At 71.4% G+C, this 23,121-nt stretch carries 23 protein-coding genes and 2 pseudogenes; 11 read left to right on the forward strand and 14 right to left on the reverse strand.

Annotated features, from left to right (window positions below; all coding sequences use genetic code 11):
* Positions 1-113 precede the first annotated feature (113 nt).
* Positions 114-710, forward strand: a complete 597-nt coding sequence (locus ACFYZ3_RS29140; protein ID WP_388523677.1) for a sigma-70 family RNA polymerase sigma factor — start codon at positions 114-116, stop codon at positions 708-710.
* A 229-nt stretch (positions 711-939) separates the two neighbouring features.
* Here ACFYZ3_RS29140 and ACFYZ3_RS29145 read toward each other — a convergent pair whose 3' ends face one another.
* Complete coding sequence (locus ACFYZ3_RS29145; RefSeq protein ID WP_388523680.1) at positions 940-2,271, reverse strand: MFS transporter; 1,332 nt, start codon at positions 2,269-2,271, stop codon at positions 940-942.
* Positions 2,272-2,341: 70 nt separating this feature from the next.
* Here ACFYZ3_RS29145 and ACFYZ3_RS29150 point away from each other — a divergent pair, with 70 nt between their 5' ends.
* Positions 2,342-3,307 carry a GlxA family transcriptional regulator gene (locus ACFYZ3_RS29150; protein WP_388523683.1) on the forward strand — a complete coding sequence of 322 codons (966 nt, stop codon included), beginning with the start codon at positions 2,342-2,344 and terminating at the stop codon, positions 3,305-3,307.
* Positions 3,308-3,330: 23 nt separating this feature from the next.
* Here ACFYZ3_RS29150 and ACFYZ3_RS29155 read toward each other — a convergent pair whose 3' ends face one another.
* The 5 genes from ACFYZ3_RS29155 to cseB all read right to left on the reverse strand — a co-directional run bounded on the left by ACFYZ3_RS29155 (position 3,331) and on the right by cseB (position 7,772).
* Entirely contained in the window at positions 3,331-3,495 is a 165-nt protein-coding gene (locus ACFYZ3_RS29155) for a hypothetical protein (RefSeq protein ID WP_388523686.1), read from the reverse strand.
* A complete protein-coding gene (locus ACFYZ3_RS29160) occupies positions 3,496-4,470 on the reverse strand; it encodes an endonuclease/exonuclease/phosphatase family protein (RefSeq protein ID WP_388523762.1) in 975 nt (324 codons plus the stop codon).
* A gap of 16 nt (positions 4,471-4,486) precedes the next feature.
* Complete coding sequence (locus tag ACFYZ3_RS29165) at positions 4,487-5,563, reverse strand: D-alanyl-D-alanine carboxypeptidase family protein (protein ID WP_388523689.1); 1,077 nt, start codon at positions 5,561-5,563, stop codon at positions 4,487-4,489.
* A 195-nt stretch (positions 5,564-5,758) separates the two neighbouring features.
* Positions 5,759-7,021 carry a sensor histidine kinase gene (locus tag ACFYZ3_RS29170; protein WP_388523692.1) on the reverse strand — a complete coding sequence of 421 codons (1,263 nt, stop codon included), beginning with the start codon at positions 7,019-7,021 and terminating at the stop codon, positions 5,759-5,761.
* A 1-nt stretch (position 7,022) separates the two neighbouring features.
* Positions 7,023-7,772 carry a two-component system response regulator CseB gene (cseB, locus tag ACFYZ3_RS29175; RefSeq protein ID WP_388523695.1) on the reverse strand — a complete coding sequence of 250 codons (750 nt, stop codon included), beginning with the start codon at positions 7,770-7,772 and terminating at the stop codon, positions 7,023-7,025.
* Between the two features lie 205 nt (positions 7,773-7,977).
* On the opposite strand from cseB, the gene ACFYZ3_RS29180 reads away from it, so the two are divergent.
* Positions 7,978-8,772, forward strand: a complete 795-nt coding sequence (locus tag ACFYZ3_RS29180; protein ID WP_388523698.1) for a LysR family transcriptional regulator — start codon at positions 7,978-7,980, stop codon at positions 8,770-8,772.
* A gap of 303 nt (positions 8,773-9,075) precedes the next feature.
* On the opposite strand, the gene ACFYZ3_RS29185 is transcribed toward ACFYZ3_RS29180, so the two are convergent.
* The gene (locus tag ACFYZ3_RS29185; RefSeq protein ID WP_388523701.1) at positions 9,076-9,741 is read right to left on the reverse strand and encodes a TetR/AcrR family transcriptional regulator; all 666 of its coding nucleotides are present in this window, start codon (positions 9,739-9,741) and stop codon (positions 9,076-9,078) included.
* A 63-nt stretch (positions 9,742-9,804) separates the two neighbouring features.
* On the opposite strand from ACFYZ3_RS29185, the gene ACFYZ3_RS29190 reads away from it, so the two are divergent.
* The gene (locus tag ACFYZ3_RS29190) at positions 9,805-11,319 is read left to right on the forward strand and encodes a monooxygenase (protein ID WP_388523704.1); all 1,515 of its coding nucleotides are present in this window, start codon (positions 9,805-9,807) and stop codon (positions 11,317-11,319) included.
* A gap of 226 nt (positions 11,320-11,545) precedes the next feature.
* On the opposite strand, the gene ACFYZ3_RS29195 is transcribed toward ACFYZ3_RS29190, so the two are convergent.
* Positions 11,546-11,827, reverse strand: coding sequence for an isochorismatase family cysteine hydrolase (locus ACFYZ3_RS29195; protein WP_388523707.1), 282 nt, complete (start codon positions 11,825-11,827; stop codon positions 11,546-11,548).
* A 201-nt stretch (positions 11,828-12,028) separates the two neighbouring features.
* Between ACFYZ3_RS29195 and ACFYZ3_RS29200 the strand changes: the two genes are divergently transcribed.
* The gene (locus tag ACFYZ3_RS29200; RefSeq protein ID WP_388523710.1) at positions 12,029-12,541 is read left to right on the forward strand and encodes a PadR family transcriptional regulator; all 513 of its coding nucleotides are present in this window, start codon (positions 12,029-12,031) and stop codon (positions 12,539-12,541) included.
* An 83-nt stretch (positions 12,542-12,624) separates the two neighbouring features.
* Here ACFYZ3_RS29200 and ACFYZ3_RS29205 read toward each other — a convergent pair.
* A pseudogene (locus ACFYZ3_RS29205) lies at positions 12,625-12,708 on the reverse strand (hypothetical protein); the annotation flags it as partial.
* Here ACFYZ3_RS29205 and ACFYZ3_RS29210 point away from each other — a divergent pair.
* Positions 12,679-13,467, forward strand: coding sequence for a 3-beta hydroxysteroid dehydrogenase (locus ACFYZ3_RS29210; protein ID WP_388523713.1), 789 nt, complete (start codon positions 12,679-12,681; stop codon positions 13,465-13,467). The pseudogene ACFYZ3_RS29205 and the gene ACFYZ3_RS29210 overlap by 30 nt on opposite strands.
* Positions 13,468-13,718: 251 nt before the next feature.
* Here the strand turns inward: ACFYZ3_RS29210 and ACFYZ3_RS29215 are convergent, their stop codons facing one another.
* Positions 13,719-14,309, reverse strand: coding sequence for a TetR family transcriptional regulator (locus ACFYZ3_RS29215; protein ID WP_388523716.1), 591 nt, complete (start codon positions 14,307-14,309; stop codon positions 13,719-13,721).
* Between the two features lie 120 nt (positions 14,310-14,429).
* Here ACFYZ3_RS29215 and ACFYZ3_RS29220 point away from each other — a divergent pair, with 120 nt between their 5' ends.
* Together ACFYZ3_RS29220 and ACFYZ3_RS29225 are read left to right on the forward strand one after the other, a co-directional pair.
* Positions 14,430-15,548 carry an ABC transporter permease gene (locus ACFYZ3_RS29220; RefSeq protein ID WP_388523719.1) on the forward strand — a complete coding sequence of 373 codons (1,119 nt, stop codon included), beginning with the start codon at positions 14,430-14,432 and terminating at the stop codon, positions 15,546-15,548.
* Positions 15,545-16,225: an ABC transporter ATP-binding protein gene (locus ACFYZ3_RS29225; protein ID WP_388523722.1), complete on the forward strand. Its 681-nt coding sequence runs from the start codon at positions 15,545-15,547 to the stop codon at positions 16,223-16,225. Before ACFYZ3_RS29220 ends, ACFYZ3_RS29225 begins: the two co-directional genes overlap by 4 nt.
* 322 nt (positions 16,226-16,547) lie before the next feature.
* Here ACFYZ3_RS29225 and ACFYZ3_RS29230 read toward each other — a convergent pair whose 3' ends face one another.
* From ACFYZ3_RS29230 to ACFYZ3_RS29240, 3 genes are all read right to left on the reverse strand, one after another.
* Positions 16,548-17,294 (reverse strand): alpha/beta fold hydrolase, encoded by a 747-nt coding sequence (locus ACFYZ3_RS29230; protein WP_388523725.1) that lies wholly within the window; start codon positions 17,292-17,294, stop codon positions 16,548-16,550.
* Positions 17,295-17,898: 604 nt separating this feature from the next.
* The gene (locus tag ACFYZ3_RS29235) at positions 17,899-18,483 is read right to left on the reverse strand and encodes a hypothetical protein (RefSeq protein ID WP_388523728.1); all 585 of its coding nucleotides are present in this window, start codon (positions 18,481-18,483) and stop codon (positions 17,899-17,901) included.
* A 329-nt stretch (positions 18,484-18,812) separates the two neighbouring features.
* A complete protein-coding gene (locus ACFYZ3_RS29240) occupies positions 18,813-19,595 on the reverse strand; it encodes an HAD family hydrolase (RefSeq protein ID WP_388523731.1) in 783 nt (260 codons plus the stop codon).
* Positions 19,596-20,123: 528 nt separating this feature from the next.
* On the opposite strand from ACFYZ3_RS29240, the gene ACFYZ3_RS29245 reads away from it, so the two are divergent.
* Entirely contained in the window at positions 20,124-20,834 is a 711-nt protein-coding gene (locus ACFYZ3_RS29245) for a ScbR family autoregulator-binding transcription factor (RefSeq protein WP_388523733.1), read from the forward strand.
* A 78-nt stretch (positions 20,835-20,912) separates the two neighbouring features.
* On the opposite strand, the gene ACFYZ3_RS29250 is transcribed toward ACFYZ3_RS29245, so the two are convergent.
* On the reverse strand, positions 20,913-21,908 hold the full coding sequence (locus ACFYZ3_RS29250) for an amidohydrolase family protein (RefSeq protein ID WP_388523736.1): 996 nt from the start codon (positions 21,906-21,908) through the stop codon (positions 20,913-20,915).
* Positions 21,909-22,008: 100 nt separating this feature from the next.
* Between ACFYZ3_RS29250 and ACFYZ3_RS29255 the strand changes: the two genes are divergently transcribed.
* Together ACFYZ3_RS29255 and ACFYZ3_RS29260 are read left to right on the forward strand one after the other, a co-directional pair.
* Positions 22,009-22,635 (forward strand): TetR/AcrR family transcriptional regulator, encoded by a 627-nt coding sequence (locus ACFYZ3_RS29255; protein ID WP_388523739.1) that lies wholly within the window; start codon positions 22,009-22,011, stop codon positions 22,633-22,635.
* A gap of 61 nt (positions 22,636-22,696) precedes the next feature.
* Positions 22,697-23,010 (forward strand): annotated as a pseudogene (locus tag ACFYZ3_RS29260) (PTS sugar transporter subunit IIB); the annotation flags it as partial.
* Positions 23,011-23,121: the final 111 nt, after the last annotated feature.

Genomic DNA, 23,121 nt, shown 5'->3' on the forward strand with positions numbered 1-23,121 from the left:
TCCCCGTGCGCGCGTGCGCGACCGGGTCTCCCACCTGTGCGGCGGGCCCACGGCCCCCGAGCCCCTCCTCGGCACCGCCGTACGGGATCTTGCCGAGGAAGGACCACGGGACCATGATCCCTGCCCTGCCCGCCGTGACCGACGAGACGGTCACGGCATGGGCGCTCGCCGCCGCCGGCGGCGACACCGAAGCGGTCGACCGCTTCGTGCGCGCCCTCCAACGTGACGTACTGCGCTATGTGGCGTACCTCGCCGACGACGCCCAGGCCGCCGACGACCTCGCCCAGGACACGTTCCTGCGGGCACTGACCGCGCTGCACCGGTTCGAGGGCCGCTCCTCGGCCCGTGTGTGGCTGCTGTCGATCGCCCGCCGGGCGGTCGCGGACAGCCTCAGAGGAGCCGCCCGCCGGCCGAGGACGGACGGCACCGCCGACTGGGAGGACGCGGCCGAGCGTGCCCAGCCGGCCGGTCTGCCGGGCTTCGACGACGGAGTCGCCCTGATGCACCTCGTCGAAGCCCTGCCCCGGGACCGGCGTGAGGCATTCCTGCTCACGCAGGTGTACGGCCTGCCGTACGCGGACGCCGCGAAGGTGGTCCGGTGCCCGGTCGGCACCATCCGCTCCCGCGTCGCGCGGGCCCGCCTGAACCTGGCCGAGATGATGGCCGACGAGCCCGACACCACGCCCCGGTACGCACCGGCCGTGGCCTGACGGAGCGTCATGGTCCGTGCTCGCGGCGCCGTCTGGTCACGCGAGCACGGACCGCGGCCGGCCTCCCTGTCACGGCACCTGCCGCACGGCAATCGTGGCGTCCGGTGGCAATCTGTACGAGACAGGGAGGGCGGTGTGGAGGAGAACCCTCCAGCAGGCTCTCCCGCCGACAGCCGCACGAGAAGTGACCTGATCCTCGCAAGCACGTCGAAGGCTGAGAAACCGCTGGTCAAGAGATCTCTTGAGTTGGCGGCTGCGATCGCGTCGCACCCCCGGGGACACGGGCGGCCGGGTCGCGGCGGTCGGGGTCGGGGTCGCCGTTCGCCCGGACCGTCCCGGTGGGGCCGGCCATGTACGACGTGCCGGCGGATCGTGGTGACCGGTTCGTCAGCAGCAGGCCGATGAGGGCCGCCGCCGAGAGCGCAAGGACCGCCCACATGTACCGACGGGCGGTGGGGACGAGCCCTCCGCCGTGGACGACCAGGACGCCGGCGACGACCGAGGGTACTCCCATGCCGAGATAGCTCACGACGTAGAGGACGGACATCAGACCGGCCCGCTCGCGGGGCTTCGCACGGGAGACGACGGTGCGCAGGCCGCCCTGGAACCCGGCGCCGAAGCCGATGCCGGCGACGACCGTGCTGCCGAAGAACCCCGGTGCCGACTCCGCCCCGACCGCGGCCAGCGCGGCGAGTGTCGCCGCCATGAGCACGGCGATGCCGAGCACCATCACCCTGCGCGGTGAGGTGCGGCCCAGAACGGCGGCCGACACGGTGGCCGCCACCGTCAGCAGGAAGAGCCCGAGCCCGGCCACCACCGTCGAGTCGGAACCGGACAACTGCCGTGCGAGTGCGGGACCGAGGGAGCCGTAGAAGCCGGCGAGCGCCCAGGTGGCGAAGAGGATCGGTGCCGCCGCCAGCACGGTGCTCCACAGTCCGGACGGCACGGCCATCCTGGGGACCAGCGCGGCGCGCGCGCCCGGCGTTCGGCGGACGGTTTCCGGCATCCGGAGCACGGCCGCGCCCTGGACGACGAAGACACCGACGAGCAGCAGGTACACCAGGTGCGTGGGTGCCGGCGCGTACTGCACCAGTACCCCGGACAGCAGTGCGCCGCTGCCCGTGCCGATGCCCGGTGCGGCGGCGTTGGTGACGGCACCGCGGTGCCGGTCCACGTCCAGCATCGCCGCGCCCAGCGCGCCGACGGCTCCCCCGGTGGAGACGCCCTGGAGCACCCGTCCGAGCAGCAGAGCGTCCACGCCCTGGGCGGTGGCGAGCACGGCCAGCGCGACGGCCTGGAGGGCGAGCGCGGTCAGCAGCACGGGCCGTCGGCCGACGTGATCGGACAACCGCCCGAACACGAGCAGGGACACGAGTACGGCGATCGCGTAGACGCCGAAGACGACGGTGGTGGTGATCGGTGAGAAGTGCCAGGCGTCCGCGTACGTCGCGTACAGGGGCGTGGGCGCGCTGGAGGCGGCCAGCAGGGACACGACGATCGAGCCGAGCAGGAACAGGCCACCGGGGCCGGTACTACGGGTGGGAGCAGCTGATCCGTTCATGGCACAAGGGTTGCCGGACCGCCCGGCCGTCACGAGTGGCAGAAGTGCCCTCTCCCGCTAGGATGCTGCCATGTCCGTTCACCGAGTGGCCGTACTGGCGCTGGCGGGGATGGCCCCGCTCGACCTGGCCATCCCCCTGCAGATCTTCGGTCCGCGTCCGGAGACTCCGTACGAGCTCCGTGTGTGCGGGCCGGGCGGGCCCGTGCCCACGGCCCACGGATTCGCGATGGCCGTGACGAGCGGACCGGAGGGTCTCGAGACGGCGGACACGGTGATCGTGCCGGGAGGATTCGAGCAGGGGCCGCCGCCGGGACCGTTCCCGCCGGAGGTGCTCGACGCGCTCGTCACGGCCCACGCCCGGGGCCGGCGTGTGGTGTCCATCTGCACCGGAGCCTTCGTCCTGGCACAGGCCGGCCTGCTCGACGGGCGGCACGCCACCACGCACTGGCGGTACACCGACCGGCTGGAACGGGAGCACCCGGCCGTCCACGTCGACCGCGACGTGCTCTACGTGGACGAGGGCTCCGTCCTGACCTCGGCCGGAATGTGCTGCGGCATCGACCTGTGCCTGCACATCGTCCGTCGTGACCTGGGTGCCGCCGTGGCCAACCAGATCGCCAGGGGCATCCTCGCCGCTCCCCACCGGGAGGGCGGCCAGGCCCAGTTCGTGCCCGCTCCCGTCGCGGACCGCGGCGAGAGCGCGCTGGCCGGCACCCGGGCCTGGGCGCTGGAACGCCTGGGGGAGGCGCTCACCGTGCCCCGGCTGGCCCGGCACGCGGGCATGTCGGAGCGCACCTTCATGCGCAGGTTCGTCGAGGAGACGGGCACGACGCCCCTGCGGTGGCTGGTGGGCGCACGGCTCGGGCTGGCGCGCGAACTGCTGGAGACCACCGACCGCTCGATCGACGTGGTGGCCCGCGACTGCGGCCTCGGCTCGGCCGCCAACCTGCGGCTGCACTTCCGGCGCGCGCTCGACACCACGCCCACCGCGTACCGCAGGACCTTCGGCAGCAGGGCGCCGTACGCCCACGCCTGACGCCCTCCCGGGTGAGACGCCGTTCAGCAGGCGGAGACGCCCGCGTCGAGGGTGACGGTGGTGCCGGGCTGGAGCGGGACGCCCGCGGTGGTCAGTGCTCCGGCACCCTCCGTGCCCACGGCGCCCACGAGTACGCCCCGGCCACCCGCGGACGTGCCGACCGCGCCGAGGGCGACTCCGGACGGCACCTACAGCCGCAAGGACGCCGCCACCGGCAGGTGGTCGCTGTCGGTGGCCGGGAGGGTCCAGGCCGATCGCGCCTCCATGCCCCGCAGGAGGATGTGGTCGATCCGGGCCAGCGGGAACGCGGCCGGCCAGGTCAGCCCGAATCCGGCTCCGGCCGCTTCCTGGGCCGAGTGCATCGGGGAGGTGAGGGCGGACAGGGCGCCGTCGTCCGTGGTGCCGTTGAGGTCGCCCACGAGCAGGGTGCGGGGGAGCGGTTCGGCGCGCAGGGCCGCCGCCAGACGGCCTGCCGCGCGATCGCGGGCGTCCGTGCCGAAGCCCGCCGTGGCGCTGAACCGGACCGACAGCAGGTGGGCGACGTACACGGCGACCGGCCCCTCGGGCGTGCGGACCGTGGCACGCAGGGCGCGCGGCCAGGGAGCGATGTCGACGGTGCGGGTGTCGGTGAGCGGATAGCGGCTCCACAGGCCCACCGTGCCCAGCACCGAGTGGTACGGGTAGTCGGCGGCCAGCGCCTTCTCGTAGACGGAGGAGTCGCCCAGCTCCTCGAGGGCCAACACGTCGGCGCCGGAGGCGGCCAGGGCACGGGCGGTGTGCGCGGGGCGCGGGTTGTGCTCGTTCACGTTGTGGGTCACCACGGTCAGGTCGCCGCCGTTCGCCTGCTTGTCGGCGAGTGTCCCGCCGTAGAGCGTGCCCCACACGAGGGCGGGAAGCAGTACGGCCGCCGCGGCGGTCGTGGAACGGCGGACCGCGGCGCACACCAGGAGCAGCGGGACGACGATGCCCGTCCAGGGCAGGAAGGTCTCGGTGAGACTGCCGAGATGCCCGGCCCCGTCGGGAACCAGGGAGTGTCCCAGCATCACGAGTGCGGCCAGCAGCGCGACAAGGGCGGTGAGCAGGCCGCGGCGGCGGACGCCGGGGAGGCGGCGAGGCGGTCGCGGAGCCGCGGGTCCCGGCCGGGCGGAGGAGGTGTCGAGCACAGTGGTCAAGGTCGTCTCACCGGGTCCGGGACGGGGAGTTGGAGGTCGTGGCGGGGTCGGTCGCGGCCACCCGGTGGCGCACGCCCTCCACGAGCGCGCGGCTGGATTCGAAGGCGGTTCGCAGACCTTCCTGCGGGCTGGTGCCGGGGCTTTGGTGCAGCACCACGCCGAGGGCGAGATGCCGTCGGCCGCTCCGGTCCGCAACGTCGACCGCCCACATCAGCGCGCCCCCGGCAGGGGTGCTGGAACCGGTCTTGATCCCCGTCACGCCCGGTGTGCTCAGCAGTTCGTTGCTGTTGGGAATCGTTCCGGGACCCACCGCGGCCGCGGTGCGCGGCAAGGAGACGACGGACCGGAAGACGTCGTCGCGCATGACCTGCCGCGCCAGCTTCAACTGGTCCGCGGCCGTACTCGTGGTGGTGGGCTCGATACCGCTGGCACCCGTGTACGTGGTGTGGTCCATGCCGAGGTCGTCGGCGGCGCGGTTCATCCTGGCGACGAACGCCTCCTGCGACCCGGCGTCCCAACGGGCCAGCAGCCGGGCGATGTTGTTCCCGGAGGGCACGAGCATCAGTTCCAGCAGGCGCCGTTGGCTCAGCCGCCGGCCCTGCCGCACCTCGACGGTGGACTCCGCGCCGGAGAAGGACTCGTTCGCGGCCTGTTCGTCGACGGTGACCAGGGGGCCGGACGCGTCGCCGCGCAGTGGGTGGTCGCGCAGGACCACGTACGCCGTCATCACCTTGGTGAGGCTGGCGATCGGCACCGGCCGCCGCGGTCCGTGGACGCCCCTGGCACCGCGCGGTCCGAACCCTTCGACCAGGACGGCCGCCTGACCCTCGTCCGGCCAGGGCAGCGACGCGGTGAGGGAGGTGCCCGGCCGTCCGCCGGGCCCGCCGTCGACGCCCGCGGCCGACGGCGCGTCGTCGGCGGCTCCGCGGGCCACGAGGACGCTCCCGAGGGTGACCAGGGTGACCAGGGCGGTCGCGCCGGCGCCCAGGAGCGCGGAGCGCCGCCGCGGGCTGTGCGGCAGCCGGGAAGCCGACGGCGGAGCGGGGGAACGGTCACGCTCGCCGGGTTCGGGGCATGGGCGCATGGAGAACCTCCAAGGGACGCGGTGCGCGTCGTTCGCGCATCGCGGTCACTCTCGGCGAGGGGGATGTCCGTACGGCCGTCGCCGTGCCTTTGCCGCCGCTCGGCCGGTCATCCGTTGTGTATCGGCACCTGCACCTGCACCTGCACCGCGGTCCGGCACGCCGCGACGTGCCGGACCGCGCACGCTCCGGCGGGGTCAGCCGGCGGCGGTGGGCAGCCGGAGGGTGGCGACGGCCCCGCCGTCGGGCGCGTTGGCGAACGACAGCGATGCGCCGAGGACCTCGGCCTGGCCCAGCGCGATGGTGAGTCCCAGGCCGTGCCCCCGGCCGCGTTCCGGCGCGCCGGTGCGGAACCTCTGCGGTCCCCCGGTCAGCAACGCGGCCGGAAAGCCGGGACCGTGGTCCCGTACGGTCACGGTGGTGCCGGCGACCGTGACCTCGACGGGCCCGCGACCGTGCCGGTGGGCGTTGACGACAAGGTTGGTGACGATCCGGTCGAGCCGGCGCGGGTCGGTCTCCGCGGACAGGGCGCCCCTCGCGGTGAACCGTGTGTGCAGCCCTGTGCGGTCCAGGGACTCGGCGACCGCCTCGGCCAGCGGCACTCTTCTCGGCTCGGCCCGCTCGGCGCCCGCGTCGAGCCGGGAGATCTCCAGCAGGTCCTCGACCAGGGCCCGCAGCACCCGCACCCGGTCCTGGACCAGGCCGGTCGCCTCCCCCTCGGGGAGCAGCTCGCTCGCGGTGACCAGGCCCATCAGCGGCGTCCGCAGTTCGTGGGCGACGTCCGCCGTGAAGCGCTGCTCGGTCAGCAGCCGCTGGTGCAGGCTGTCGGCCATCGAGTCGACCGTGGCCGAGATCGCGGTGATCTCGTCGTTGCCGCGCCCGGCTCCGGTCCTGGCGGTCAGATCGCCGTCCGTGATCCGGCGGGTGGTGCGCGCCACCCGCCGCAGCCGGCGGTACGGCAGCTCGGCGGCGAGCGCCGACAGGGGGACGACGACGGCCAGGGCGAGAAGGGAGTACTTCCACATGTGCCGGTCCAGGGCACGGCGTGTGAGCAGGTCGGGCGTCATGTCGATCTCCGTGGCGACGGGCCTGCCGCGGTAGATGCGCGCCGCCCACATCGAGGGGTGGTCCCCGGCGTCCGGATCCTCGTACCAGGTGACCGTGTCGTGGTGCGGCTCCGGTTCCTGCCGGTCCTCCAGCCGGCGCAGCAACTCGTCCGGAAGCTCCCCCGGCACCAGGCGGATCCCCGGGGGCGGGACGCCGTCCCGCTCGTAGGCCTCCACGTCACTGAGAAGCGTCGCGGTGGCCTTGGCGGCCCCGTCGTTCATCGAGCGGGCCCGGGTGCTGGAGTGCACCAGGGTCCCGATGGTCAGCGCGACGGCACAGCAGCACACCGTGACGAGCAGACAGGTCTTCCAGCGCAGTGAACGCCAGTTGAGCAGGTCGCGAACGGCGTGCACGTCAGCGCCGCAACTTGTAGCCGAACCCGCGCACGGTCTCGACCCGGTCGGCCCCGATCTTCTTCCGCAGCCGCTGCACGCACAGGTCGACCACGCGGCTGTCACCGTCCCAGCCGTAGTCCCACACGTTGCGCAGCAGGGTCTGCCGGTCGAGCACGGTGCCGGGGTGCGCGGCGAACTCCAACAGCAGCCGCAGTTCGGTCGGGGCCAGCGCGACGGGCCGGCCCGCCAGCGACACCTCGAGGCCCGCCGTGTCGACGGTCAGGTCGCCGAAGACCAGCAGGGCACGCCCATCGGCACCGGCCCGCTCCGGCCGCCCCCGGTCCGCGGCGGGCGGGGCGGTGGCGGACGCGGCGGCGGGGGTGTAGACCGCCCGCCGCAGCAGCGATCGGATACGGGCCACCAGGACCGCGGTGTCGACGGGCTTGACGACGTAGTCGTCGGCGCCCGCCTCCAGACCGGAGACCACGTCCAGGGCGTCACCGCGCGCGGACATCATCAGCACCGGGTCCATGCTGGTCTCCCTGATCCGCCGGCACAGCCCGATGCCGTCGAGGCCGGGCAGCATCACGTCCAGGAGCAGCAGATCGTGGCGGCCCTCCCGGAACAGCTCCAGTCCGGTCAGACCGTCACCGGCCGACACGACCCGGTAGCCGTAGCGTTCCAGCGCGAGCGTGACGGACCTGCGGATGACCTCGTCGTCCTCGACCAGCAGGATCGTCACGGGCACCGGGGCGTCCTCCTCGCTCACTGCGCCCGACCTCTCCTCCTGCCGCCCGGGGAGGCGGCGCCGACTCGTACTGCCCGCATTCTGCCTGGTGTGTGTCGTCCTGGGGCATCCGGCAGGGCTCGGCTGTGTATCAGCCGCGTATCGGACCGGCCCCGGCACGTGCGCGCACGGCCGGCGGGAGCGGCGGGTGGCGGGAGCGTCGGGCGGCGGTGGACAGAGTCGCGGGGTGGAGATTCCCCGCCTGCTCGACGGCCGGCTCAGGTTCCGGCACCTGGTCCTGATCGACGCGCTCTCGCGCCATGGGAGCGTGGTCGGCGCCGCCGCCGAACTCCATGTGACGCAGCCCGCCGCGACCCGGAGCCCGCACGAGCTGGAGGACATCCTCGGCGTGCCGCTGTTCGAGCGCGGCCCCCGGGGCGTCACCCCGACGGTGTTCGGCGAGGCGTTCACCCGGCACGCACGGGCGGTGCTGGCCCAGCTGACGCAGGCGGGACGGCGCGCGGTGAAGCCGGCCGACGCCGATCGCGGCACCGTGGTCGGCGGCACGCACCCGCTCACCGGCCGGGAAGGGGTGGAGCCGGGGGAACTGGTCGACCACCTGTGGATGCTGCCGGGGGCGCAGACAGCGCTGCGCCGGGAGAGTGAGGAGCTATTCGGCCGCCACGGTTTCGCGCTGCCGCTGAACCGGGTGGAGACCACCTCGTTCCTCACTATTCGCCAACTCCTGCTGGAGACCTACGTCGTCGGGGGTGGTGCCCAGCTTGATCGTCCGGGACCGACAACCGCATGGTGCGGCTGTCGGTCCCGCTCGCCCCGGCCGACTGGGCCGGGAGTCGGACACGTATGTGACCCGGCGGTCCGCGTGGGTGGGTCACAGCGCGGTGACGTCGGCCGGAAGGCGGCGGCGCATGAACGGCGACGAAACCCGCGCCTCCTGAGGCTCGCCATGCCCATGACTCAGCGGGCGATCGACGCCTTCCTCGCCGTCACCGGCATCGCAGTACGACCGACGAGTACGTGACCCGGGCCCTGCGCGCCGGCGTCAGCGGATTCGGGCAAGGGCATCGCCCCCGTCGGACTCTTCGGCGCCATCCCACCGTCGCGGGCGGAGACATGATCCTGTGCCCGCTTGCCACGCACACGGACATCAGCCGCTACCTCGCCGTCCCGGGCCGGTCCGGGACGGCGCCCGAGGCGATCGACACACTCACACCCCCCCCGCGAACGCGAGGTCCTGGCGCAGGCGGTCATAGGACTCACCAACCACGAGATCGCCGATCTCCTGTGTCTTAGCCCGCTGACAGGGTGCCCGGGGGCACCGGGATCACTGCCGGACGGCGCGCAGTCCGTCCAGGAGCAGCCGCAGTCCGAACTCGAAGTGCGCCGAGAAGTCCGTACTGGTGAGCACCGGCAGGGTGGCGGCGAGGTGGGGATACGTCCCTGCCGCCACCGCCTCGCGCAGGGTCGCCCCGTCGAGGGGCCCGCTGCCCCTCGGCGCGAGGGCGGCCTGTTCCTCAAGCGTGTGGCCGACGGTGAAGTTGGCCACGGAGTACAGCGCCCGTGCCGCATCGCCGTCGCCGAAGCCCGCCTCGCGCAGTACGCCGACGAGGCCGTCGGCAAAGCCCAGGGTGTTCGGGCCGGTCGCGTGCGTGCCGGCGAAGACCCGTGCGCCGTCGCGATGGGCGAGCAGGGCCGTGCGCAGCGCGCGGGCGAGGCGCGTCGTTCTCTCGCTCCAGTCGCCGTCCCCCGCCGGCCCGGCGGCGTCGGCGACGCCGTCGACCATGTGCTCGGCCATCGCGGTGAGCAGGTCCTGTTTGGCCGCGAAGTAGCGGTACAGCGCACCGGCCTGGACGTCCATCGCGTGGGCGAGCCGGCGCATGGTCAGCGCGTCGAGGCCGGACTCGTTCAGCAGGTCGAGGGCGGTCTGGACGGTGCGGGCCCGGTCGAGTCGGGCGGGCCGACCTCTGGTCCGGCTTGACGGGAGGCTCATGGACCTCACTATAGTGAACATCGTTCACGTGAACACCGTTCACTAATGAGGAGGTCATCTCCGATGAGCACCGATGTGATCGTCGTGGGCGCCGGCCCGACCGGGCTGATGCTCGCCTGCGAGCTGGCACTGGCGGGCGTACGGACCCGGATCCTGGAGCGCCGCGCCGAACCGCAGCGCGATTCGCGGGCGCTCACCCTGCACCCGCGCAGCGTTGAGCTGATGGACCAGCGGGGGCTGCTCGACCGGTTCCTCCCCCTCGGCCGGGCCATGCCGGGCTGGCACTTCGCGGGCCTGCGCACCCAACTGGACTTCAGCGCCCTCGACTCCCGGCACGGCTACACCCTCTTCCTGCCCCAGGCGCGCACCGAGGCGATCCTCGAACAGCGTGCGCACGAGCTGGGGGTGGAGATCAGCCGGGGCCACGAGGTGCTCGGCGTGCGCCAGGACGGCGACGGGGTCGAGGTGGAGGTACGCACCCCCGGCGGCGGCACCGAGACCGCGCACAGCCTCTACATGGTCGGTTGCGACGGCGGACGCAGCATCGTGCGGCGGGCCGCGGGGATCGGCTTCCCCGGCACCGACGAGACCCTGACCGGCGTACTCGGGGACTTCAAGGTCGTCGACCCGCGGCCCGGCGCCCTCGATGCCGCACGGGCCCGTGACGTGATCGTCGTGCCGCTGGAGGCAGGAGTCACCCGGTTCGTGTACCTGGATCCGGAGCGGATACGGGTGCCGGCCCGTGAGCCGGTGAGCCTGGAGGAGTTCCGTACGTCGCTCACCCGGATCACCGGCTCCGACTGCGGCGTCGCCGAGCCCGTCTGGCTGTCGCGCTTCGGCAACGCCACCCGGCTCGCGGAGAGCTACCGCTCGGGGCACATCCTGCTGGCGGGCGACGCCGCCCACATCCACTTCCCCGCGGCGGGGCAGGGTCTCAACACCGGGCTCCAGGACGCCGTGAACCTCGGGTGGAAGCTGGCTGCCGTGGTGGGCGGCTGGGCCCCGCCCGGGCTGCTGGACGGTTACGACGGTGAGCGCCGCCCGGTCGGCCGGTCGGTGACCGAGAACACCGAGGTCCAGACCCTGCTGGTGGAGCTGACGCTGGTCACGCAGTACCGGCGCCCGGCCGCGGCCCTGCGCGCGCTCCTCGACGAGTTGCTGGGCATGGCGGAGGTGAACCGCAGGCTCGCCGACCGCGTCTCCGCGCTCGGCACCAGCTACCCGCCGCCGGACACGGACGCCGATCCGCTGGTGGGGCGGCGCATGCCCGACGTCGGCCTGACCGCCGCGGGTTCGGAGGCGACGCGGGTCTGCGAACTGCTCCGCGGGGGCCGCTTCGTTCTGCTCTCCCTGGCCGGGAACCCGGACCTTCGGGAGTCCGTCGACGCGGGCTGGGGCCCACGGGTCACGACCGTCGCCGTCGACAAGTCCGACCAGCACGAGGACCTCGACGGCGTGAGGGAGGTTCTCGTACGCCCCGACGGCCACGTTGCCTGGGCCACCCGGACCACCGACGGCGCCGCACGCGGCGACGAACGGGTCCAGGCGCTGACCGCCTGGGCGGGGACGCCTTCCTGAAAGGAGCTGCCGACGGGGGAGCGGGCACCGTGCCCACCGCCGAAGCACTCAAAAGGTGTACTTCCAGGACGGCGGCCGCCGTGCGGAAGCCTGGAAGGAGTCCGGCTCACGGACGTCGAGCACCTCGAGTCCGGCCTCCAGTGCCGCGGCAGGCGGTGCTCGCCCCGCTCCTCGTCCGGTGATGCCGGGGTGGCCGCGGACAGTCGGTCGGTGATCTCGTCGGCGGTCAGAACGAGGGCGAAGCCCTTGCGCAGGACGGCGAGTTCGGGTTCGCGCAGGCCTCGTCGTCGGTGGCCGTGACGTCGGATCCGAAGACGACCTTGTAGCCGCGTTCGTAGGCCTGCCGGGCCGTTGTGCCACAGCAGTAGTTGGTGAGCGTTCCGGTGACGACGACCGTGTCACGGCCGAGATTGCGCAGCATCGTGTCGAGCGGGGTGTCGTAGAACGCTCCGTAGGACGCGCCGTAGGAGGGCTTGCGGATCACGACCTCGTCGGGGCGAGGGCTCATCGGCGCCCACACCTCGGCAGGGCCTGGTCGGCGCCACTCGGTGTCGGCGTGCGGGAGGAGCCGCAGGGACGCACGGCGAACGATGCCCGGCCGCGCTCGTAGGCGCCACGCGCTCGCGTCGGCACCCATTCCTCGGGGTACGTCACTCTCGCCACCTGCATCGATGCGAGGTACCTCGTTTCGATGTGCGAGAGTAGCGGCATGCTCGAACTCGCGATCCTGGGATTCCTGGCAGAGGGGCCGTTGCACGGCTATCAACTACGCCGCCACATAGCCCAGTTGTCCGGCCATGCCCGGCCTGTCAGCGACGGAAGCCTCTACCCGGCGATCAACCGGCTGGTCAACGCCGGACTGCTCGCTCGGCAGACCGAACCGGGCGCTTCGGCCGCGCGGCGGCACACCCTGAGCCTGACCGACACCGGCCGCTGCGAGCTGCTGCGCCGACTGCGGGATGCCAACGGCCTGGACATCACCGACAGCACCCGCTACTTCACCGTCCTGGCCTTCCTCTCCCACCTGCCCGACACCGCTGCCCGGCACGCGGTACTGCGCCGCCGACTGGAGTTCCTCGAACAGCCGGCGAGCTTCTTCCGCGACGGCGACCGCCTACTGGGGGCCGGCGACACCGACGACCTCTACCGGCGCGGGATGCTCACGATCGCCCGTGCCACCAGCCGTGCGGAGAGGACCTGGCTGCGGGAGATGCTGGCCTGACACGGGCACCACCAGCAGTCACCCCTCCCAGGGCATCCCGCGCGCCGTACCGCCGCCCGGCGCCGCTCGGCCCGCCTCCGGCTTCAATCAGTCCCTGCGAACTCCGCAGGGGTGCCGGGGAGGATCAGGTCGCCGGGATGGAGCGGGATCATGGTCGACCCGTACGCGACCGGGTACTCCGGGGTGAACAGGAGCTCTGCGACCGGGTGTTCCTGGACCGGTCCGGCGCTGCGCAGTCCGACGGCGTGATCAGTCTGGCGTTCGGATGCGATTACGGCAGTCCGGATGGGCTCGCGCAGTCCATCGCCGAGGAGAGCGCCGCTCTCACCGCGCTGGGGCAGGAACTCATGGGAAGCGACCGCCCGATCGTCACGGTGTCCGGTACGCCCTGGGTGCCGGGACGCGCCTCCACCGAGGCCGATCCGCTGCCGACCGACGGACCGGTGGGCGGTCGAGGCCGTTCGGTCACAGCGCTGCTGGATCTCGCCTCGCTCGGTCTGCGCAGCATGGCTGTCCGCATGCCGCGCACGGCCCACCATGAGGGGCAGGGCGGATTCGCCGGCCTGTTGGCTGATGCGGCGCGCCGCACCGGGGTGGCCGGCTACCCGGGCGACGGCACCCAGCGCTGGCCGGCCGTGCATGCGCTTGACGCAGCGGTCCTGTTCCGTCTGGTCCTGGAGTCGGCGCCGGCCGGGTCGGCCTGGCATGCCGTCGCCGACGAGGGCGACACCGTGCGGGACATCGCCACGGTCATCGGCCGGCGACTGGGCCTGTCGGTCGAGGAGGTTCCGCAGGAGAGCTTCGGCCCGATCGGCCCGATCTTCGCCATGGACCAGCCGGCGTCCAGCGCCCACACCCGCGAGGCCCTCGGGTGGCGGCCGCCCCACCCCAGCCTCCTCAAGGACCTGGAGAACATTCAGCCCTGACGCACCCTCGCTCGAAGGGGACCGTCCGGGGCTGGCTCAAGGGGGTGCTGTCAATGGGCTCGTACATCCGGTTCACGGGGCTCACGCATCGGTCGTGGGTGACTGTCTGCTGAGTGAATCCGTCAGCGGTTGACTTCGAGGTTCGTCAGGACGAGCAGGGCACGCGGGAGGCGTGTGGTGCGGGCCGGACCGGTGCGGATCCGCCGGCTTTCGAGGTGGGCGAAGCCGTGCTCGACCGGCGCGCGGTCGGTTCAATGCGGGCCCGAGAGCGAGGCCACCGCTCCCGTGGCCAGGCGGACCGCGTGCCGGGTCACGGCGTCGAAGTCGTCGCCGGACTCCACCGCCGTGGTGGCCGCGTTGACGAAGCCCTGGAGCAGGCGCGCCGTGCGGTGCGGCGCGTCGTCACCGAGGTCGGTCAGCGCGGCGATCAGGGGTTCCAGGATCTGTGCGTGCGCCTGTGCAGCGCCCTCTCTGAGCACGACCGCGTCCCGGTCGCCGGCCAGCGCCTGGGCGATGCGGTGCTCCCCGTCCCGCACCAGGATCAGCTGCGCCCGTACGTAGGCCGCCACGGCTTCCTCCGGGGTGCGGGCGTCCGTCATCTCGGCACGGATCCGGGCGGTCCAGCGGGGCGCGGCCTCGCGCACGACCTCGGCCAGTAGCTGTCCGCGGTCGGCGAAGTACTTGTAGACGCTGTTGCGGGCCAGTCCGGTACGGGCGGCCACCGCGGTGAAGGTGACGGCCGAGGCGTCGCCCTCCTCCAGGATCTCGCGAGCCGCGGCGACCAGCGCGGCACGCTGCTGGACCCGGTGGTCGGCGACGGAGGCTGCACGGATCTTGGGCACGTCGTCAGTGTATGAGGCGGTCGACGCGGCGCGGGTCGACCCCCACTTGGGGACGCCGTGTCGCCATCTTCTATGTTGGGGACACAGTGTCCTCAACATTCTCCCTGGGAAGGCCTTCCCGTGTACTTGGCTCTGCTCGAACTGAAGGCGGCCCGCGGCCGCTTTCTCCTGATGGGTAGCGTCGTGGTCCTCGTCGCCGCACTCGTCGGAATCGTCAGCGGTTTCACCACCGGACTCGGCGACGACACCATCTCCGCGCTGCGCAGACTCCCCGCGACCCACCTCGCCTTCGACCGCGGGGCCGACTCCGACCAGTTCGCCCGCAGCCTGGTGGACGAGGCGGAACTGGACGGCTGGCGCGAGCGCGGCGACGTCGAGGTCACTCCGCTGGGCGTCTCCATCGCCCGTGGCACCACGGACCGGAAGGTGGAGGTGGACTTCGCCGCCTTCGGTGTCGAGCCCGGCTCCTTCCTCGACCCCGGCGCCGCCTCCGGCACGGTCCTGTCCGCCGGTGAACCGTTCGGCGTCGTCGTCTCGCGTCAACTCGTCAAGGACGGCGTACGCGTCGGCGACACCCTGACCGTGGACCGCCTCGGTATCGAACTCGAGGTGACCGGCACGACCGGGCGCTCCTCGTACGGGCACGTCCCCGTCGCCTATCTGCCCGTCGAGACCTGGCAGCGCATCCGCTTCGCCACGCCCGGCACGCGGGCCGCCGACGTGCGGCCGCCGAACCAGTACAGCGCGGTCGCTCTCAAGGCCGGAGACGGAGTGGACCTCACCGGGGCGGACCGGGCCCTGAGCACCCGGACCGTGACCGTCGAGGACGCTTACGCCGCTGCTCCGGGCTACACCGGGGAACGTCTGACCATGACCTCGATCCAGGCGTTCCTCTACGCCATCGCGCCGCTCGTCGTGGGCGCCTTCTTCGCGGTGTGGACCGTGCAGCGCCGCCCCGAACTCGCGCTGCTGCGAGCGATGGGCGCCTCTCGGGCGCGGCTGCTGGGTCACACCCTCGCGCAGGCCGCGATCGTGGTGACGGCAGGTGCGGCGGTCGGAGCGGCGCTGGCCGCGGCGCTGGGCCTGGCGGTCGGCTCCGAGGTCCCCTTCAGCCTCCCCGCCGGAGCACTCGTCGCCACCATGGCGACGGTCGTCCTGGTCGGCCTGGCCGGCACCGCCGTCACGCTCCGCAAGGTGACCACCGTAGACCCGATGACCATGCTGGGAGCCGGCCGATGAGCCTCGACCTTCTCGACGTCACCGTACGACTGGGCCGCGGCGAGTCCCGCGTCACCGCTCTGACCGAGCTGACCGTGAGCTTCGCGCCCGCCGCCCTGACCGCGCTGGTCGGCCCCTCCGGGTCGGGCAAGTCCACCCTGCTGGCCGTCGCGGGCGCCCTGCTGCGGCCGGACGCGGGCCGGGTGCTGCTCAACGGCACCGACATCGCGGGACTGTCCCCCGCCCAACAAGCCCGGCTGCGCCGGGAGCGGGTCGGCTACGTCTTCCAGAGCGGCAATCTCCTCGGCGGCCTCACCGCCCTCGAACAACTGCTGGCCGCCGCGTCCGTCGCCGGCCGCTCACCGCGGGCGGTACGCGCCCGCGCCACCGAGCTGCTGACCGAGGTCGGTCTGGGGCACCGGCTGCGGCACCGGGCCGACCAGATGTCCGGCGGGGAACGGCAGCGCATCGCCATCGCCCGCGCACTGCTGCTCGAACCGGACGTCCTGCTCGTCGACGAGCCGACGGCCGCGGTCGACCGGGAGCGGGCGGCCGGCCTCGTGGACCTGCTCGTCGCCACGACCAGTCGCCACAGCTGCGTGACCGTGGTCGCCACGCACGACCCGGTCGTGGTGGACGCGGCGGACCACGTGGTCGACATGGCCCGGTTGCGCGCCGGAGCGGACAGCCCGCTCTGACCGCCGGGCAGCGCCGACCGGCGAAGAGAGACCACTCCCGGGCCGGTCCCGCTACCGCGTCGGCTCACTGCGCGCGGCCTGCCTGCCCGTCAACCGATAGACAGGCAGGCGGCGCACAGTGACCCGTCTCCACCGCAGATCACCCCGTTGTTCGCCGGCGACAGGGCGACGCCGGCCCGGTGGCTCCCGGCGACAATCGCGCCCCGACGGCCGCGGACGCACCCGACCCTGGACGCGGCCGGGGAACCCGCGAGCCCGCCATCGGACCGCTGTGACGCACTTGGGCCGTCGCCCCGGTCCCGTTCGTCAGCTCGGCCGTTCGTCAGCCCGTTGCCCGTGCGATCTTCTCGATTTCCTCGAGTACGAGAGCGGGCCGGTCCTTGGGGATGTCGTGCGAGCTGCCCTTCGCGGTGACCAGTGTCCGGTCCGGGCCCTGCCGGACGAAGGTCGCGGCGGCGTCCCGCCAGCGCTCGGCGTCTTCGGGCGAACCGTCGAACGGGGTCTTCTCCGACACGATGACGGTTGCCGGGACGGTGCCGGGCCACGTGGCCCGGTGATACGCCTTGTGCAGCGGGACGTAGCTCTCCGCGACGGAGATCAGCTGCCTGTTCCGGGGCTCGGTGGGATCCTTCCCGGCGGCGTCGACGGCGGGCTGGTTGGCGGCGGCGAGGCGGGCCGTCTCCTCGTCCGTGTACAACGGGGGCAGACTTGCGTCGACGAGTACGGCGCCGGTCACCAGTCCCGGGTTCTCCTTGGCGAAGTAGGTCGCGATCTCACCTGCCTGTGAGTGGGCCACCAGAAGCACGTTCTCGGTCACACCGAGTTTCCGAAGGCCCGTCCTCAGGTCGCTGACGGCGTCCTCCACTTGCCACGCTCCGGGGACGGCATCGCTCTGCCCGAGACCGGCCCGGTCGTAGGTGATGATCTCGGCCCCGGTGGCCGCGTGGAGCCTGGGCACGATGTCCTTCCAGTACGAGGAGTCCTCGCCGCCGCCCGAGTCGAGCACGATGGTCGGACCATGGCCCTCGGTGACATGGAACGCGAGACGGTGACCAGCGTTGTCGATCATGTGAAGCTTCTGCCCGGCCGTCCGGTCCGCCCCCGGGCGTGACGGGGCGGAGGAGGGCGCGGGGTCCGGCCGGTTGGGCGCCTCGTCGTTGCCGCAGGCTGTGAGACCGCCGACGGTGACCGCGAACAGGACGACGGCCGGAACAACGAGGTGTGCGGACCGACGGGGGAGGTGGGCACGTGCCATGAGTGATTCCCGAGTGCAGAGGATGCGACGAGGTGCGGACGAGTGACCATGCTCGCGGGAACACGTCCCCGCGGGGCAGCCGGACACCCCGCCACTCACCGGTGCTGCTGCACCCACTGGCACGCTGGGGGAAACCCCACCCCGCCTACGCCGCACCCGATCGGCGAAGGGCTTTCTGCCGGCGCGTCCGCCTGGGAACGCGTCATGCGCGACCTCGACCCCGCGGAACGCGCCACAGTCATCACCGCCCTGCACGCCTACGAGGCCGCCCTGGAACAGGCGGGCGGCCGGCATCGGAACACAGGGCTGGGTTAGAGACCGGCTCAACCGGCGCGTCGGCCATCGTCCTCGTCGGCGGTGAGACCGTGCCCAGTTCGGTCGAGGCCATGGGCTTCGCCGAAGAGACTGCCCAGTAGCTTCACGCCTCGACGATGATGGTGCCTATGGACGATTCCGGACCGGGTCCTTCCGGACGGTCGACCTTCCACCAACCCAGCACGTCCTGGTACTCCGGCTGTGGGATCGCGCGCCCTTCGGCCGTCATCAGGCGTCCCTGATACCCCTGGGCGTACCGTGCTCGAACCGAGTAGACGCCCGGTTCGTCGGGGACGACGAGGTCGCACGACACATTCACCCACTCCGCCGGGCCCGGGTTGTCTTCCGCCAGCGCCTCGACGGGCGAGCCGGCATTGACCACCTTCACGCCGCCCCCGCTGCGCTGCTTGCCGTTCCACACCGACGCCTGGGCTCGATCCTGGCCCGCCAGACCGACGATCACCTGGTTGATGGCGTTGCCGCACTCCGAGCAATCGTGCAGCACGTCGAAACTGACCTTGTGCGAGCCGCCTCCGCGAACGTGTACCAGGCTGGCCCGGTCATCGATCTTCACGTTGCGGATCTTGAACCGAAATCCCGTCCCGCCTCCGTACGGCTCGACCATCTCGGTGCCGGGAGTGAGAGCCGTGGTTCGGTGGGCATCGCTGTGCTTCATCTTGTCGGTCATGGGCCAAGTAAACAGGTGGCCACTGACAAGGACGGGCCCGCCCTTCAACGAGGTTGGCACGTCAGCGTCAGGACACGGCTTCTCGGCCGTCGTACGGGAAACTGCCTTGGTGTCCCCAAGTCCGAGCGCGGTGCCCGGGAGGCCTGGCCCACCAGTACCGGCACGGACCGCGCTGTTCAGGACCACTCAGGCACGCGGCCCACCAGCGGGCGGCAGCCGCCCAGTTGGGCGAGGGCGAGGGCGAGGTGTCGGTGCCGGCGGCGGGCGGCAGCGCCGCGGGGGCGTATTCGGTGCAGGGCTGAATCTCCTGCGAGGCCGCCGTGAGTTCGCTATGCGGGCCGGCCGTTCTTCCGGGGCCCGTCGGAATCCGTGGCCCGGACCGGTACGCGCATTCGCACCCATGACAGGATCTGTTCGGAGTCCAGCCCCGTGGCCCACGCGTCGGCCCGCCCGCTGCCCTCTTTTGGCAGGGGCCCGACGCCCAGCACCCTCAAGCCGGCACGTGACGCCGACTCGACTCCTGTGAGGGAGTCCTCGATCGCGAGCGCGGACCGCGGTGCGACCCCGCACAACGAGGAGGCCCTGCTGTAAACATCGGGCCATGGTTTGGGCCGCACGGCCTGCTCCGACCGGTCGTCCGGTGCCTCGTCCGAGTCGTCGAAGTCTCGCTGCACGGTTGGCACGACGACGTGGCGGAAGTACCGGCGCAGGCCGGCGCGAAGCAGGCTCTCGTCCACCACCTCCACCGGGCAGTTGCTGGCGACGGCCAGGGGAAGCCGACGCCAGCACAGCCGAACGAACTCGGAGGCGCCTGGCATGGTCACCGGGTCCTCGGCGACGAGCGACATGAAGTGCGCGAGCAGGGCCGCGGAGAGGTCGGAGGCCAGATCGGGCTTGTTCGTCTCCTGCGCCATCAGGCGGCCGCAGTCGAGGTAGTGCACTCCTTTGGCCCGCTCGGCGAAACCGGGTGGCGTCTGCAGGCCGAAGTCACGGAACGCCCGTGTGCGGGCGTCCTGCCAATGACGCTCGGTGTCCATCAGGGTTCCGTCACAGTCGAAGACGATGGCCTCGGGTGACCAGTTCGGCAGGGTGGTGCGTGAGAGGGGCGTCACGGTGGCCTCCTTGAGGGTCCGCGCGTTGCGGGACCACTAATCGCGGTGATGCCGGCTCACGTGAAGTGCATCGGGGGCCGTCTCCGTTCCCTTCCGGTTTCCGGTGTCAGAAGGGTTCACATTTGGGGCATCAGCCGCAAAAGGAAAACATTGCGACGGCTACGTTATTTCTGTCTCGAAACGAGGCGCAATCACCATTTCGAGTGCTCGCCCGTCAAGCGTTCATGGTGTATGTGCTACTAAGGAGTAGGGCGGAAGGGACAGCCCTGACTGACCGTCATGAAGGGTGTGGAGGGCACGACTTGAGGACGTCGTCGACCCAGGCTCCTCCTGGGGAGACGGGACGTAGGCGTGCGATGCGGGTGGCCAGGAAAAGCACCTGGTCGGGTCACGTATCACCCGCACGCGTGCATCTTCGAAAGATAGACGCACCAACCCGCGCACAGTTGACGCCGGACTGCGCCACGCGTACGCGGGCGCACTACATTTTCCGTCGTTCATTCCACGACAAGCGGAAAGCGCGGAACTGTGCAGGAACGGGCCAGAGAAACCCGCAGATCACTCCTCGAGGCGGCCGCCTGCCTCTTCGCCGAGCACGGATACGCGGGGACCAGTGTCAACGACATAAGCGCCCGGTCCGGACGAACCAGCGGCTCCATCTACTTCCACTACAGCAGCAAAGAGGGCATCGCCCTCGCCGTCGTCCGAGACGGCTTCGCCACGTGGTCCGGCCTTGCCACGTGCTATGCCGACCGCACCGTGCCGCCGATGGAGCGCCTCGTCGCGCTGAGCCACAAGATCGCCCGGGCGCTCGCCGAAGACTCCCTGACGCGCGCGGGCGCCCGTCTGTGGGCGGAGCGCGAGGCCATCAACGTCCGCCTCCCCGACCCCTTCGTTCTCTGGACCACGGCAGTGACGCGACTGCTGGCGCAGGCGCGAAACCACGGTCATCTGGCCGCCCACGTCCGGCCTGCCGCCACCGCCCGGACTCTGGTCCGTGCGTTCTTCGGTTTCTGTACCCTCACCGAGGCACTCGACGGGCCCGAGGCCCTCAGCGGCCGTGTCTCCGACTGGTGGGAACTGACGCTGCCCGCACTCCTTTCGGGCCCGCGTCCGGTACCGGCGCCGGGGCGGCATGCGACGCCGGCGGAGAGCGTCTCGGCGTGCGGCACCTGTGAAGCGGCCTCGCCGAGGCTCGAAAGCCCCGGCTCCGCGCTTCTTGCGACGGGCGACGCATAGCCGTTCTCATCGTCACTGCAGAGGCACTTCTGCTTACGTGATCACCAGCCGGACGGACCACTTCGTGAAGGCCCGGGGTCAGAGGCCCAGGAGCCGTTCGGCGGTACCGTGGGCTATGCGGTTCTTGTCCTCGACACACAGGTCTGCCTCGTCGAGGAAGGCTGCGACGCCTTCGTTTCCCACGAACGGATAGTCGACCGCGAGGACGATGCGCTCGACGCCAAGCGTCTCCACACAAAACCGGAGCTGCGCCTGGTTCCACATGCCGCTCGGCGTGATGTGGACATGGTGCTTGAAGTAGTCCGCGAACGGCCGGTCCAGTTTCGTGATCCCCTGCGGCAGCAACTCCTCGATCCTGTCGAGATAGAACGGGATCATCTCGCCCCAGTGACCGAGAATGACCTGGAGGTCCTGGTACTTGTCGAAGACACCGGAGAGCACCATGTGGATGAAGTGCTCTGCGGTCTCCACGTGCCACCCCCACGCCGCTGTCTGGAGTCTGCCGGTCACAGGCGAGGGAAGGCCCTCGTAGCTGGCCTCGGTGACCGCACGTGGCGGCATCGCGGGGTGCAGGTAGATGGGCACACCGAGGCGATTGGCCGTGCGCAGGACAGGATCGAATCGCGGAGCGTCCAGGAACTCGTCCTCCGTGCGTCCGTTGATCAGCGTCCCGACGAAGCCCAGGTCGCTCACGCAACGTTCCAGTTCATCAGCGGCGGCCTCGGGGGCGGCGGTCGGCAGAGCGGCGAACGCGGCGAAGCGCCCGGGGAACGCCTTGACCGCTTGTGCGGCGGTGTCGTTCGCGGCCCGGACAAGTTCCGGCGCCACGTCGGCCGGGGCCTGCTGCGCCCACAGACAGGACAGGACCTGGGTGGTGATGCCGTTCCGGTCCATGTTCGCGATCCGCTTCTCACCGAGGTCCAGCAGCATGGACTCGCTCTGCAACGAGCCCGCGAATCCCGTCCCGGATGCGTAGGCCGCAGCGAAGTTCGGGGCGAGTCGGTTGATGGTGGGGCTGCTCGCAGCTGTGAGCGCAGGGTCTGTGAAGTGCTCTTCGAGCGTGATGATCCGCATGGCAGCAACCTCGAATAGAGGACAATATTGTCTCTTAAGTTGAGAGTAACAGGAGCGTTCGACGTGACGCGAGCTCGGGCGAACGGCTATAAAGGACACGATGAGCCGATCCTCCGCCACCCGTTCGAAGGTCCGCGCCCCTGTTGCCGCGGAACGGCCCATGCGTCGGCGTGGCACGGAACTGACCCGGGCGATCTTTGAAGCGACACTGCGGGAACTCGCGGAGACGAGCTTCGAGGAACTGAGCTTCGAGTCGGTGGCGTCGGCCGCAGGCACCGGTAAGTCCGTGCTCTACCGCCGCTGGAGCACCACCGCCGAACTCGTCCTGGCTGCGCTCAAGGATTATGAGGTGGGGCTGGCCAAGCCCGTGGTGCCGGACACCGGCACGCTGCGCGGAGACCTGATCGTGATTCTCTCGACCCTCGCCCAGGTTCTGGACGAGCCGCGTGGACGTGCCTTGTGGCCCCTGCTGGTCCAGCGTGCCCGCCACCCTGAACTCTTCCAACAGATTATGGACCAGGTCAGCCGCCCTCACCGGGTCGCCCTGTTCGAGTGCATCCGCGGGTTCGCCGACCAGGGCCAGGTCGGCCCGGCCAGGGCGACGGCACGCATCGCAGCCGTCGGCCCGCGCCTGATCATCGCCGAGTGCCTCGAGACGGGCAGTGTGTCCCACGACGACGTCGTGTCCGTCGTGGACGAGGTTCTGCTGCCTCTGCTGTCGCCATGACAGGATCGCAATCGACATCTCTACCTGCTCAAGAGCAGAAGTCGCCAAGGGCAGGAAGCCCGCGGCCAAGGACGCCACTGCGGCCCTGTCGGAGCACAAGATCCTCACCGTCTGCGGCAACGGCGTGGGAACCAGCCTGTTCCTGAAGAACACCCTGGAGCAGGTCCTCGACCGCTGGGGCTGGTCCCGTCAGGTGTCAGTGGAGGCCACCGCCACCGACACCATGCCCGCCAAAGGGAAGGCGCCGTCGCCATCCTCACCTCTCAGGAGATAGCCAGAACGCTGGGTGACGTCGGCATCCCTGTGAAGGTCGTCCGCGATTCCAGCAGCACCACCGAGGTCGACGCGGTCCTGCGCGACATCTACGACGTGTGACGAGAGAGAACCTGTCATGAACTGGGTGATAGACACAGCGAAGTTCCTCGTCAACGGGATACTCAGCCAGCCCGCTACCTGATCGGCATCATCACCGCGGTGGGACTGGCC

Origin of the sequence: Streptomyces sp. NPDC001599, assembly GCF_042893535.1 — a bacterium.
In the GTDB taxonomy this organism is placed as follows: domain Bacteria; phylum Actinomycetota; class Actinomycetes; order Streptomycetales; family Streptomycetaceae; genus Streptomyces.